General features: G+C 37.1%; 15 protein-coding genes. 2 read left to right on the top strand and 13 right to left on the bottom strand.

Annotated elements, in window-relative coordinates; all coding sequences use genetic code 11:
• Positions 1–58: 58 nt before the first annotated feature.
• Positions 59–1,609 (top strand): stage V sporulation protein B, encoded by a 1,551-nt coding sequence (gene spoVB / locus JKP73_RS12845; protein WP_200411357.1) that lies wholly within the window; start codon positions 59–61, stop codon positions 1,607–1,609.
• A 67-nt stretch (positions 1,610–1,676) separates the two neighbouring features.
• Here spoVB and JKP73_RS12850 read toward each other — a convergent pair whose 3' ends face one another.
• On the bottom strand, positions 1,677–2,975 hold the full coding sequence (locus JKP73_RS12850) for an ArsB/NhaD family transporter (RefSeq protein WP_021291002.1): 1,299 nt from the start codon (positions 2,973–2,975) through the stop codon (positions 1,677–1,679).
• 143 nt (positions 2,976–3,118) lie between these two features.
• On the opposite strand from JKP73_RS12850, the gene JKP73_RS12855 reads away from it, so the two are divergent.
• Positions 3,119–3,505 carry a TIGR04086 family membrane protein gene (locus JKP73_RS12855; RefSeq protein ID WP_021291001.1) on the top strand — a complete coding sequence of 129 codons (387 nt, stop codon included), beginning with the start codon at positions 3,119–3,121 and terminating at the stop codon, positions 3,503–3,505.
• A gap of 44 nt (positions 3,506–3,549) precedes the next feature.
• Here JKP73_RS12855 and JKP73_RS12860 read toward each other — a convergent pair whose 3' ends face one another.
• The 12 genes from JKP73_RS12860 to safA all read right to left on the bottom strand — a co-directional run bounded on the left by JKP73_RS12860 (position 3,550) and on the right by safA (position 12,776).
• On the bottom strand, positions 3,550–4,005 hold the full coding sequence (locus JKP73_RS12860) for a DinB family protein (protein ID WP_031335490.1): 456 nt from the start codon (positions 4,003–4,005) through the stop codon (positions 3,550–3,552).
• A gap of 160 nt (positions 4,006–4,165) precedes the next feature.
• The gene (gene yajC, locus JKP73_RS12865) at positions 4,166–4,423 is read right to left on the bottom strand and encodes a preprotein translocase subunit YajC (protein ID WP_021290999.1); all 258 of its coding nucleotides are present in this window, start codon (positions 4,421–4,423) and stop codon (positions 4,166–4,168) included.
• Positions 4,424–4,447: 24 nt separating this feature from the next.
• Positions 4,448–5,587 (bottom strand): tRNA guanosine(34) transglycosylase Tgt, encoded by a 1,140-nt coding sequence (gene tgt, locus JKP73_RS12870; RefSeq protein WP_038243443.1) that lies wholly within the window; start codon positions 5,585–5,587, stop codon positions 4,448–4,450.
• Positions 5,588–5,609: 22 nt separating this feature from the next.
• A complete protein-coding gene (gene queA / locus JKP73_RS12875) occupies positions 5,610–6,638 on the bottom strand; it encodes a tRNA preQ1(34) S-adenosylmethionine ribosyltransferase-isomerase QueA (protein WP_021290997.1) in 1,029 nt (342 codons plus the stop codon).
• A 20-nt stretch (positions 6,639–6,658) separates the two neighbouring features.
• On the bottom strand, positions 6,659–6,856 hold the full coding sequence (locus tag JKP73_RS12880; RefSeq protein ID WP_021290996.1) for a DUF2905 domain-containing protein: 198 nt from the start codon (positions 6,854–6,856) through the stop codon (positions 6,659–6,661).
• Entirely contained in the window at positions 6,843–7,856 is a 1,014-nt protein-coding gene (ruvB, locus tag JKP73_RS12885) for a Holliday junction branch migration DNA helicase RuvB (protein WP_021290995.1), read from the bottom strand. Before ruvB ends, JKP73_RS12880 begins: the two co-directional genes overlap by 14 nt.
• Positions 7,857–7,872: 16 nt before the next feature.
• Positions 7,873–8,472: a Holliday junction branch migration protein RuvA gene (gene ruvA / locus JKP73_RS12890; RefSeq protein ID WP_021290994.1), complete on the bottom strand. Its 600-nt coding sequence runs from the start codon at positions 8,470–8,472 to the stop codon at positions 7,873–7,875.
• A gap of 99 nt (positions 8,473–8,571) precedes the next feature.
• On the bottom strand, positions 8,572–9,303 hold the full coding sequence (locus JKP73_RS12895; protein WP_021290993.1) for a YebC/PmpR family DNA-binding transcriptional regulator: 732 nt from the start codon (positions 9,301–9,303) through the stop codon (positions 8,572–8,574).
• Between the two features lie 140 nt (positions 9,304–9,443).
• A complete protein-coding gene (locus JKP73_RS12900) occupies positions 9,444–10,013 on the bottom strand; it encodes a YhcN/YlaJ family sporulation lipoprotein (RefSeq protein WP_021290992.1) in 570 nt (189 codons plus the stop codon).
• Between the two features lie 67 nt (positions 10,014–10,080).
• Positions 10,081–10,824, bottom strand: coding sequence for an NAD(+) synthase (gene nadE, locus JKP73_RS12905; RefSeq protein ID WP_200411358.1), 744 nt, complete (start codon positions 10,822–10,824; stop codon positions 10,081–10,083).
• Positions 10,825–10,858: 34 nt separating this feature from the next.
• The gene (locus JKP73_RS12910) at positions 10,859–11,806 is read right to left on the bottom strand and encodes a protein kinase family protein (protein WP_200411359.1); all 948 of its coding nucleotides are present in this window, start codon (positions 11,804–11,806) and stop codon (positions 10,859–10,861) included.
• Between the two features lie 4 nt (positions 11,807–11,810).
• Entirely contained in the window at positions 11,811–12,776 is a 966-nt protein-coding gene (gene safA / locus JKP73_RS12915; protein ID WP_051739045.1) for a SafA/ExsA family spore coat assembly protein, read from the bottom strand.
• Between the last annotated feature and the right edge of the window lie 74 nt (positions 12,777–12,850).

A 12,850-nucleotide genomic window follows, 5' to 3' on the forward strand; every position in this document is an offset into this window, starting at 1 on the left:
ATCGCATATATATCATTGTATATGAAATTCCATTTTTTGAGAAGGCAGGTCGTATATAATGACCAAACAAACATTTTTACAAGGTACACTTATTTTAATACTAGCTGGTATGATTACACGTTTTCTTGGTTTTATTAACCGTATTGTTGTTGCTCGTCTCATGGGAGAAGAAGGTGTAGGTCTATACATGATGGCACTTCCTACGTTCTTCTTAGTGATTACCCTTACGCAACTCGGTTTACCTGTTGCTATTTCAAAAAGGACCGCTGAAGCCGAGGCTCAAGGGGATCATGCTAAAATTAAAAAGATCCTCATCGTATCTCTAGTAATTACTGGCATATCCAGTATTATTTTTACTACAGGTATGATCTTAGCTACACCATTTATTGCAACTACATTACTAACCGATGATCGCACACTTTATCCATTATTAGCCATTAGTCCGATTATCCCCATCATAGCTATATCATCTGTTTTAAGAGGTTATTTCCAAGGAAAACAAAATATGAAGCCACAAAGTTATGCACAAGTCATCGAGCAAATTATCCGGATTTCCTGTGTCGCACTTTTTGTGAAACTATTACTACCATATGGATTAGAGTTTGCGGCAGCTGGTGCGATGTTTAGTATAATTCTAGGTGAATTCGTCTCCTTACTTTATATGGTGCGCATGTTCAAGTTAAAAAAACGAATTAAAATCCGCTCTCGTTTCTTTTCCTATTTACGTTCAAGTAGAGACACACTTAAAGAATTGTTCTCCATTGCACTTCCTAGCACAGGTAGCCGAATGATCGGATCGATATCTAATTTTCTAGAACCTATCTTAGTAGCGCAAAGTCTAGCTATTGCCGGGATATCTAGTACATTAGCGACTAAGCAATATGGCGAACTTACAGGCTATGTATTACCCTTATTATTCTTACCAACTTTTATCACGCATTCTCTGTCTACAGCATTGGTACCTTCTATTTCTGAAGCAGAAGCTACAAACAATACGAAATTAATCCATTACCGTATTCATCAGTCTATTCGCATTTCCTTTTCATCAGGAGCTATTGCCACCATTGTACTTACACTCTTTTCTGTACCAATTTTAACATACATGTACGGCACGGGAGATGCAAGCAGGTTTGTATTATTGATGGCTCCATTTTATATTTTACTTTATATACAAGCACCTTTACAAGCAGCGCTACAAGCATTGGATTTAGCGAGGCCTGCTATGTGGAACAGCCTGATTGGGGCAATATGTAAATTTGTTGCTCTATTTATGCTTGCATCCAATCCTAATTTTGGTATTATGGGTGTCGCTATTTCCATGGCATTAAGCGTTGTACTCATTACTCTACTGCATCTTGGATCATTATATAAAGCTATCGGGTTTGGTATTCCGCTGAAAGATATTACTAAAATGATACTACTCTTAACAATGACTTGGGGATTAGGCCAATTTATTAAAGGAATTTATGACAACCTCCAGCCAGGAATACTCGTGTTTATTAGCTTATTAATTGGCTTAACGTTTATTTATATCCTATTCTTATTTTTACTTCGATTTATTACGAGAGAAGAATTAAAACAACTTCCCTTCCTACAAAAATGGCTGTAAAGTGGGTACGTAATCATCTTACAATTTATTAACTAGTTAAAAAACCTGCCAAGTAACAGGCAGGTTTTTATGGTTGCCCCATATATGGTATGAGATAACGGAAATAAATATAAATCGTTACAATGATTAGCGATAGGATCACCAATGGAAAACCATATAACATGAATCGAACAAAGGAGATTTTTTGTTTTGCTCCTTCAGCCAACCCAGCCACTACGACATTGGCGGAGGCGCCAACAAGCGTAGCATTTCCTCCCAAACATGCTCCTAGTGCTAATGACCACCAAATAGGGTCAAGGTATACCATCCCATAACTTTCAAACTCTTGAACTACTGGAATCATTGCTGCAACAAATGGTATATTGTCTACTATCCCTGAAAACAGCCCCGATACCCAAAGTATTAATAAGGTTGTTTGAACGTAATCCCCATCAGTTGAAAGCACAATAGCCCGTGCCAACTCATCAATAATTCCCACTTCCTCCAAACCACCAACAAGCGTAAATAAACCAATAAAGAAAAATAACGTCACCCATTCAACCTTTTCGAATATTTTTTCTGTCGCAAGCTCTCTCTCCGTTAGTAACAATAATAATATTGCACCTGATAAAGCTATGGTAGTTAATTCAACATGGATAAAAGCATGTAATAAAAAACCTGAGATTGTCATGACAAGTACAGACACAGATTGATAGAGCATTGGTGACTTTTTTAAGTAAGCAGAGGCATTTAATCTTAAAAGTTCATCCGTATCCATAGAATGACGTTTTATTTTCTTACGAAAAAGCAAAGTTACCATTAATAACATAATGAAAAACATAATTAGGGCTATCGGTGCAACATGAACCAGGAAGGATGAAAAAGTTAAATGATCAACCGCCTGTCCAATCATAATATTCGGTGGGTCTCCAATTAGTGTTGCAGCGCCACCAATGTTGGAACTAAATATAATAGTAATTAGATATGGAAAGGCGGGTAGCTTGAGCAATTTCGTTATTTTTAGCATCACTGGTACAAAAATTAACACTGTAGTTACATTATCCAACAATGCAGAGCCTAATCCAGTTAAAATACCAGCACCTAACAATAATGGTAGTGGTGCTCCTTTCACTTTCTGAGCAAAACGAATAGCAATAAAAGAAAATAATCCGGTTTTCTCCGTAATAGCTATTAACACCATCATAGAAAAAAGCAAAGCAATCGTATTCCAATCAATATAATGCATGAACATTCGTTCTGTCGTGTAAATACCAGTTAATAGTAATAATGTACCTCCAGCCATGGTAACAATCGCGCGGTTAACCTTCTCCGTCATTATAAATATATAACAAATAATAAATATAAGAGAGGCTAGAATAATTTCCATCTTACACCTACCTTCCCATTCATCTGCTTTTGAACACCTTAATACACTATATGTATTTAAAAAACAAAATATTTTTCGTCTATTATTTTTCAGTCGTGAATACGATTAAATAAAGTGGACAAACAGGAAGGGAGGAAACAACCATGCAGAAAAACCAATTCACTGCATTACTCTATGGTTGGATCACTGTATTTGGATTAATCATGATAGCGAGTTTTATCTTAGCTTTACTACTTCGATTCACCTCATTCAATGAGCCTGCATTATCATGGGTTACACTCATTATTGGTCTCCTATCGTTATTTATCGGTGGTATGGCAGCTGGGATAAAAGGGAAAGCAAAAGGCTGGATAATCGGTGCAATTACTGGAACAGGATTTACACTATTTATCTTTCTAGTTCAATATCTGGGTTATCAACAAGGATTCTCGCTAGAACAAATGTTACATCATGTTGCCTATATAGCCGCAGCACTCTTTGGTGGAGCAGTTGGCGTTAATATTGTGGGACCTCAAGTCACTGAAAGCTAATAATACTAGAAAAAATCCGCTAATCTTAAAATTAGCGGATTTCTTTATGATTTTATCGGTAAAAGTTGATTCGTAATATGATGTTCCATATGCTCAAGATAATCATTGATCAACCAAGATAACGATTTTAACTCTGAATTACCAATATCACAATTTATGTGAAGCTTTTCATCGTCTATTGCTTCAATAATTCTGATTACTTGTTTATTTAGACATATCCATCGTTCCAAAATATCTTTGACAGGGACTACTTGGTAGTTCTGTAATTCTACCCATTTATCTTGGTTATACCCTGTTATTTTATACGGTTCTGCCTCATACTGTATTTTGATAAATCTTTCTATATTAACAATCGCAGAATCACATAAGTGACCAAGGATTTCTTTTTTAGACCATTTTGTTAGGGATGGCTTTATGCAACATTCTTCTTCATCCAACTTCATTAATTCTTCAGGAACTTTATCTATCCAATAAGATATAGACTGCAAGACATTCTCCATTTCCATGTTTCCTCCTTTTTAAATGTAAATTAAAAACCAACAAACCAGTTTGGTATAAACATGGTGTGTTGGTTTTATATCGATCATATGTAAATATAAATGCTCAGGGTATAAGCAACAGACAACATTGCCTATTGCTTATTCCAACGAGTAGAGGAGATTATTGTTTCACTTCACGGATTGCTGAGCGGTCATAAGTTAACTTCGTACCGTCTCCACCTTGAATAACTACTGTATTTTCATCCATGGCATGAACTTCACCATGAAATCCGCCAATAGTAACTACCGAATCTCCTTTTTGTAAATCTGTTTGCATTTGTTTCACTTGCTTTTGACGTTTTTGTTGAGGACGTATGAGCAAGAAGTAGAAAATAACAAACATCAGGATAATTGGTAATAACGAGATAAGCATGTCCATTATAAAATTCCTCCCTTCGGTTTGTTAGAAATTCCTTGCGTTGGGTTTATTAAAACCGTATTGTTCAAAGAATTCTTCCTTGAATGAGCCAAGCCGATCTTCGCTGATAGCGGTACGTACTTGTTCCATTAATTTTAACAGAAAATGGAGATTATGATAAGTAGTAAGCCTAAAACCAAATGTTTCATTACACTTAATTAAGTGTCGTATATATGCACGTGTGTAATTTCGACAAACATGGCAATCGCAATTTTCATCGATTGGTGTGAAATCTCGAGCATATTTAGCGTTTCTCACTACTAATCGTCCATTTGATGTCATGCACGTTCCATTTCTTGCAATTCTTGTAGGTAGTACACAATCAAACATGTCGACCCCACGTAGTGCTCCATCAATTAGTGAATCCGGGGATCCAACTCCCATTAAATATCGCGGCTTATTAGCAGGCAAAAGAGGCGTTGTGAACTCAAGTACTTTGTTCATCACAGCTTTGGGTTCTCCAACAGACAATCCGCCGATTGCATAGCCGGGAAAATCGAGGGAAACGAGATCACTTGCACTTTGTTTCCTTAAGTCTTCATATTCCCCACCTTGGATAATACCAAATAGGCCTTGATCGTCTTTTCGTTGGTGTGCCGTTAGACAACGTTCAGCCCAACGGGATGTTCTTTCCACAGAATCTTTCATATATTGGTGCTCAGCTGGATACGGTGGACATTCATCAAACGCCATCATTATATCAGAACCAAGGTCATTCTGTATACTCATAGCCTTCTCAGGAGACAAAAATAATTTTTCTCCACTTAAATGATTACGAAAATGTACGCCCTCTTCCTTAATATCACGCATATCGCTTAAACTAAATACTTGAAATCCACCTGAATCAGTAAGAATCGCACCATTCCAATTCATGAAACGATGCAACCCTCCAGCTTCTTTAATAATATCTTGTCCTGGTCGAAGCCATAAGTGGTAGGTATTAGATAAAATAATATTCGCATTCATTTCTTTTAATTCTTCGGGACTCATTGTTTTTACCGTTGCCAGGGTTCCAACAGGCATAAATACTGGCGTATCAAATGATCCATGAGGTGTGTGAACTCTTCCAAGTCTAGCGCCTGTTTGTTTACATGTCTTTATTAATTCATATGTGATTGGTGTCATAAATTATTCGTTCCTTTTTATTTTAAATAATTATCATGGCATCGCCAAAACTAAAGAATCGATAACGATGTTTCACTGCTTCCTGATATGCAGCTAGTATCGTATCCTTATCAGCGAAAGCACTTATTAGCATAATTAAAGTGGATTTAGGGAGATGGAAATTAGTAATTAATCCATCAATTGCTTTAAATTCATATGGGGGATAAATAAATATATCTGTCCAACCACTTGCTTCCAGAAACATACCATTATGGTCTCTAGCAATCGTTTCTAATGTTCTCGTTGATGTAGTACCAACTGAAATGATTCTGCCATTTTCCTGTTTAACACGGTTAAGAATTTCAGCTGTCTCTTTTGTCATGTGATAAAATTCCGCATGCATCTCATGCTCTTCCACTTTATCTACGCTTACTGGTCGAAAAGTGCCCAATCCAACATGCAAAGTAATGAATGTAATAATTACTCCCATTTCCTTTAGTTCATCGAGTAATTCGTTGGTAAAATGCAACCCAGCAGTTGGGGCTGCCGCAGAACCTTCCTCTTTCGCATAAACCGTCTGGTAACGCTCTTTCTCTGGTAACTGCTCTTTGATATAGGGCGGTAAAGGCATTTCACCTAACTCATCTAATACTTCATAGAAAATTCCTTCATAATCAAACTTTACGATACGTCCGCCATGTTCCTTCAGCCCCATGCAAGTAGCTGTTAATTTCCCATCACCAAAGCTAATGATGGTTCCCTTTTTTATTTTCTTTGCAGGTTTTGCAAGGACCTCCCACATGTCTCCTTCAGTTTGATGCAAAAGAAGAATTTCGACACTTGCTCCTGTATCTTCTTTCTCGCCATGCAGTCTAGCAGGCAACACGCGTGTGTCATTTAATACTAAGCAATCTCCTGTTCTAAAATATCGCTTAATATCCGTAAAATGGCTGTGTTCCATTTCACCATTTCGTTTATTCAATGCGAGAAGTCTCGACGCGGATCGATCTTTTAATGGTGTCTGTGCAATTAACTCTTCTGGTAAATCAAAATCAAAATCGTCTATATTCATTATGAATCTCCTTACTTATCTTAGCGAAACTTGCCAATAATATAAAAAATAAGTGTTAAAATAATACTTACAACAATTGATGTTACAATTGGAAAGTGAAATACAACATTCCCTTTTTTAAACGTGATATCACCAGGAAGCTTACCAATAAAGCTCCAAATGATACCAACGATTACAAAAATGACCCCTATTATAATAAATAATTTACCGAGATTCATGATCATCCGCTACCTTCAAACCAAAATGTTCATAAGCCTGAAACGTTGCTACCCTCCCACGGGGAGTTCGCTGGATAAAACCAATTTGTAACAAATATGGTTCATATACATCTTCAATTGTTTGTGACTCTTCTCCAATTGTTGCAGCAATTGTGTCTAAACCAACGGGGCCTCCTTGAAAACTCTCAATGATTCCTTTTAATAATTTATGATCAATATGGTCCAGACCTACTTTATCTACTTGCAACATCTGAAGGGCCTCTCCCGAGGTAGCCAAACTTATCTCCGATTCCCCTTTTACTTGCGAGATATCTCGAATTCGCTTTAATAAACGATTAGCAACCCGGGGAGTACCTCTAGATCTCCTAGCAACTTCTACAGCAGCTTCTTGAGAAATCGACGTATTAAAGATATCTGCTGTACGTTCAATAATAGAACAAAGATCTCTGGCATCGTAATATTCTAATCTACTAAGAATCCCGAAGCGATCTCTTAATGGAGCTGATAGTAAGCCAGCCCTGGTAGTCGCACCAACTAATGTGAAAGGAGGCAAATCAATTCTAACCGACCGAGCGCTAGGCCCCGTACCGATTACGATATCCAAAAAAAAGTCTTCCATAGCTGGGTAGAGCACCTCTTCAACTGACCTAGGCAGCCGATGAATCTCATCAATAAATAAAACGTCTCCAGGTTCCAATGACGACAAAATTGCCGCAAGATCTCCCGCACGTTCAATTGCGGGGCCCGATGTAGAACGAAATTGGACTCCCATTTCATTTGCAATGATTGCAGCAAGCGTTGTTTTGCCTAGTCCTGGAGGTCCATACAATAGGACATGATCTAAAGGCTCTTCACGCATTTTTGCAGCTTGAATAAATATACTTAAATTTTCTTTCACTTTATGTTGTCCAATATATTGCTTCAATGTTGTCGGTCGCAGATTTAATTCAATTGACGTATCTTCTTCTTGAAGCTCTCCAGTAATCATCCGTTCTTCCATTCATTATCCCCCTTTCTTAGTTTTTCATAAGTAGACTTAAGGCTTTTCGGATAACCTCATCCGTATTCTTACTCTCCTCTTTTTGTAGCTGAGGTAATATTGCCTTAATTTCCTTATCCGTATACCCCAATGCTTTCAGGGCCTCCCGTGTCTCCGTAATGATCGCTTGATTAGCCATTTCTGTAGGCTGATCAGAATCTTCAACAACGGCTGTAGTAACCACTAATTTCCCTTTAAGATCAAGAATAATTTGACGTGCTGTCTTTTTACCAATACCAGGAAAGCTAGTTAAAAACTTATCATCTTCCCTTTCGATAGCAGCAGCAAATCCTGCAACATCAACAGATGCTAAAATAGCTAAAGCGCCTTTTGGCCCAATTCCTGAGACAGAGATAAGCTTAGTAAATAAATATTTCTCATCTTCATTCTTAAAGCCAAATAATAGCTGTGCATCTTCACGAATATGATGATATGTATGCACGAATACTTGTTCATTTTCAAAGGATTGAAATGCGAAAGGGTTGGCACAGATAATTTCGTAGCCGATCCCTTGGACATCTACTATAATGCTATCATCCTTTATATATGTCAGTAATCCTTTTATATATGAAATCATTGAATCGGCTCCTTTAACCTTCTCCACCATTTTATCACAAGTCATAACAAATGAATAAAACTTCTATTCCTTCGAAAAGAAATAGAAGTTTGACTTACCTTACTCTGAAACCTCTAAATTATGATGAATATCTTGAACGTCTTCATTATCTTCTAACATATCAATTAAATGAAGCATATTGGATTCATCTTTCTCTGAAAGAGAACTGTATGTTTGCGGAAACATTGTAACCTCTGAGTCTGTAATCGTATATTTCGCTTCCCTTAAATGATCCACAACTGCTTGATAATCCTCTGGAGCTGTAAATACTTCATACGCTCCTTCTTCATTATTAATATCTTCTGCTCCTGCTTCTAACGCTTCTAAAGTAAGCTCATCTTCGTCGATTGCTCCTTCTTCATCCGCGATAACGATGTAACCTTTACGGTCAAACATAAACGATACACTGCCATTTTCACCTAAGTTTCCATTATGCTTTTTGAATGCATGCCGAATATCCGCTGCTGTTCTGTTCTTATTATCTGTTAATACATTAACAATAACTGCAACCCCTCCAGGGCCATAGCCTTCATATGTTAACTCTTCAAAACTAGCACCATCTAATGTTCCAGTAGCTTTTTTAATCGCTCGATCTATATTATCGTTCGGCATATTATCTGATTTGGCTTTATCGACCGCAAGCCTTAGAGCAGCATTCGTTGACAAGTCACCGCCACCTTGTTTAGCTGCAGTATAAATGTCTTTTGCGTGACGCATAAATACCTTTCCTTTTTTAGCGTCCTGGGCATTTTTTCGTCTTTGTATATTTTTCCATTTAGAATGACCAGCCATCGGACATTCTCCTCTCTAGAAATTTCCTTTATTACTATATCAAAAAAATGGAACTTATTAAAGTTTTGACTAAGAATAGCAATACAGTAACTGCTGTCGATAGCCAAAGTATAAAAAAATAAACCCTTTTATATAAGGGTTTATTGATTATTTTCAATAAAATTATTGATGATGTTCTCGATTTTCTCCCCATTACTTTTGGCTTTTATTCTCGAATCCAAATTCTTCATACTATCCCAGTGAACATCATCCGTATATACAACAATTTCTTTATCAGTATCAGGTACGATCTTTTTTACCTCTTGTTTAATTGTGTTTGCGGTCCCTTGCCTCTCATCTTCTGCGAGGATAACTCCGACAATAATCCGTTTCTCCGTGGAAGCAACCTGCGCCTGCACAATTTCTCGTTTATTTTGTAACTTATTAGACAGTTTAATTGCCTCATCATTTGTAAAGGCGTCTGAATAACCGTTTTTATAGTTTGCATTATTTGCTTTCTTTTGATGTGTTTGAGGATAGCCACCTTTGTCTCCAATCGTTTGCTCCCGCTGATTCTTTCGTTCGGTTTTTTCTTGATCTGTTTCATAGTGAATTGGTTGCGTATTGCCAGACTGTTGTTGTTCTTCTTGTACATCTTCATTTAAATTTGTTGCACAAGCTGTCAAAACTAGAAGCAAAGAAAGCAATATTAATCCATGTTTGATACGCATAGGAAATACCTCCTTTATCGATTAGTTTGGATAAAGGAGGTATTTTTACACAGTTAATTTAAGGAAATTAAATCGTACGATTAAATTGAGGTAAAGGATCTCGTTTATGTGTTGTTCGTTTATGCATTGCTTCAATTATTTCTTTATCCTTTTCAGGAATTGATTCTCCTTTAATAAGCGCATCGATCTCTGCATAGGTGGTTCCCATTTCTTTTTCATCACTTTGCCCTTCCCAAAGATCAGCACTTGGCTGTTTATTTAGTACGGAATCGGGTACGCCTAAATAATCTGCCAGCTCTTTCACTTCACCTTTTGTAAATTCTACAATTGGTAAAATATCCACGCCACCATCACCGTATTTTGTAAAATAACCAGTGTACCATTCAGCAGCATTATCTGTACCTACCACAAGATAATTATGGTTTGTTGCTACAGTATATAAAGTACTCATGCGTAATCTTGCACTTAAATTAGCTTTTGCTAGCTGGGCATTTTCTTCTTTATATGTTGCGGATGACTTTAATTCTTTTGTAATATTACCATACATTGATGCACGTGCTTCCGTTAGATCTACCGTAATAGTATTAATACCGCAACTTGCTGCTACCTCTTTGGCGTCTTGCATATTTTCCTCACTGGTATTAATCGGCATAAGAACCCCTAAAGAATGGTCAGGGCATGCACGTTTAATCAAATGAGCTACAACCGCCGAATCTATCCCACCACTTATACCAACTAATAATCCATTAACGCCGGCTAATTTCACCTGTTCTTGTAACCAATTAACAATTTGGTCTACTTCTTTTTGCATAATGATCGCTCCTTGAATAATTAATCCTACGTTTTTATTCTAGCATTATTTTCATATCATTAAAAAAATATTGACGTATTTCCCATTTGTTTTGTATATGAATAAGTTCATTATAGCTGTTTGAATGATTACCTTGCCTTAAAAATCGTAACCACTCCCGCATAATATCTACTGGGATACATATTGCGTATAACCAAGCCTTAAGATCGTATTCATTAACCATAGGATAGGAGAGTAGTTTATTTAAATTCCATCCAATATACGGAAGAAAGCGTTGCCCAAGTTGAATTTTATCATAAATAGGTGCCGTATTCCTTACTAAATCAAAGTCAATTAGATATACAGTGTTGTCAACTTTTAGAAAATTATGTGCTGCTACATCCCCATGAATCCATTTTCCATTCATTATGGCTTCTTCTTCATATTGTCGAATCGGAATTTGCATGCATTTCGAAAGATAGTATTTCGCAGTCTGTATAATATCTTGAAATAGGGATGTAAAATGATAATGATCAAAAATGGCTTTGGTTTCTTGAAATAACAAAATACGTTGATACCAACGTATAATATATTCTGTATTGGTACGGGAAGAGCGGGGATAGATATGGACTGCATTTTGGTGAAATTGAGTTATACATTCTAGTGCTTTCCATCGATCTTCTTCATTCATATAATGTAGTTTTTTTCCTTCTAAATAAGGCGCAATTGTCCATACACCATCATCACTATCCAGATAAGCTTTACCATTCGGAAAATGAATAAAAGTATTTATTATCGTTCGATCTTCCATTGCTTCAAAGAATTCCCACTGCCTTTTTACCTTCTGTCTTTGAAGGTGGTGCTTCACAATATATTTCTGTTCATCACTAGTTGTGAGGGAATAAACGGATGGTTGTTTAATCATCCGTATTTTCTTCACCATTAATTCTCCTTTATGAAAGAAAAAAGAAGAGAGACGATGATAGGATTCGTCTCTACTCATACTTCTATTCACTTTGATTATTACCTGATTGTTGTTGCTCGTCACCAAAGCTAGCATATGGAGGATATCCAGGCGGCATTGGGTGAGGATGCTGATACATATCATTTCTAACTTGTGGAGGGTAAAGGTTTGATGGTTGCTGTTGATATATGCCTTCCGGTTGTTGTTGCTGTTGTTGCTGCTGTGGTTGCTGTTGTTGCTGTGGTTGTTGTGGTTGCTGTTGATTCATGCCTTCTGGTTGCTGTAGCGTTGGTGGTACTTGATAATCTTGATTTCTGTACATTCCATATGAAGGTTTAGAACCCCCGCAACCACAGTCGTGTTTTGCATCCATTGCTCCTTGCACCTGTGGCATAGGATGGTGTCCATGATGATGACCAGGCCCACCATATCCAAACGGCGCAGGCCCCATCATTTGAAATGGTACTTGTGGATAACATGGATCCATTACATAACAGCACAACGGTACCATAGGTTGTTGTGGTTGAGGTTGTGGCATCGGATACGGTAAAGGCATCGGTTTAACTTGTTCCTTCTTCGGCTCTTCCTTTTTCATTTCTTTCTTTTCTGGTTGTTTAGGCATTGGCATTTGTGGAAAATTGATCGTTGTATAATTGTGAAAATCTTGCTCCATCATTGGCATTTGCATCTGTGGTTGAGCCGGCATTGGTGGCATTTGATGTACTGGCATTTCAGGTTTCATCATTTTTGGCTTTTCTTTATCATCCTCTTTTATTACTGGTAATGGTTTCGGTGAAACATCTTTATACGCATGCTCTTTTGGCTTTTGTTGCATTTGTTGTTGCTTTACTGCCTTGGAGGATCCTGGGATTTTAATTTTCATACCAGGCATAATCATATCAGGACTTGATAAGTGACTATTGACTTGTTTTAATTCTTCAAAATCAACACCATATTGCTGTGCTATTTCCCATAATGAATCTCCTTTTTGTACAATGTGTATCTTCAAAATGAATCAATCTCCTCTCTTTTCATTTCTGGGCTAATACTCTATATCAACATATGCATGGAAAGTTTAAATGT

The organism is Virgibacillus salexigens, from assembly GCF_014905415.1.
GTDB classification, from domain to species: Bacteria; Bacillota; Bacilli; order Bacillales; family Amphibacillaceae; genus Virgibacillus; species Virgibacillus salexigens.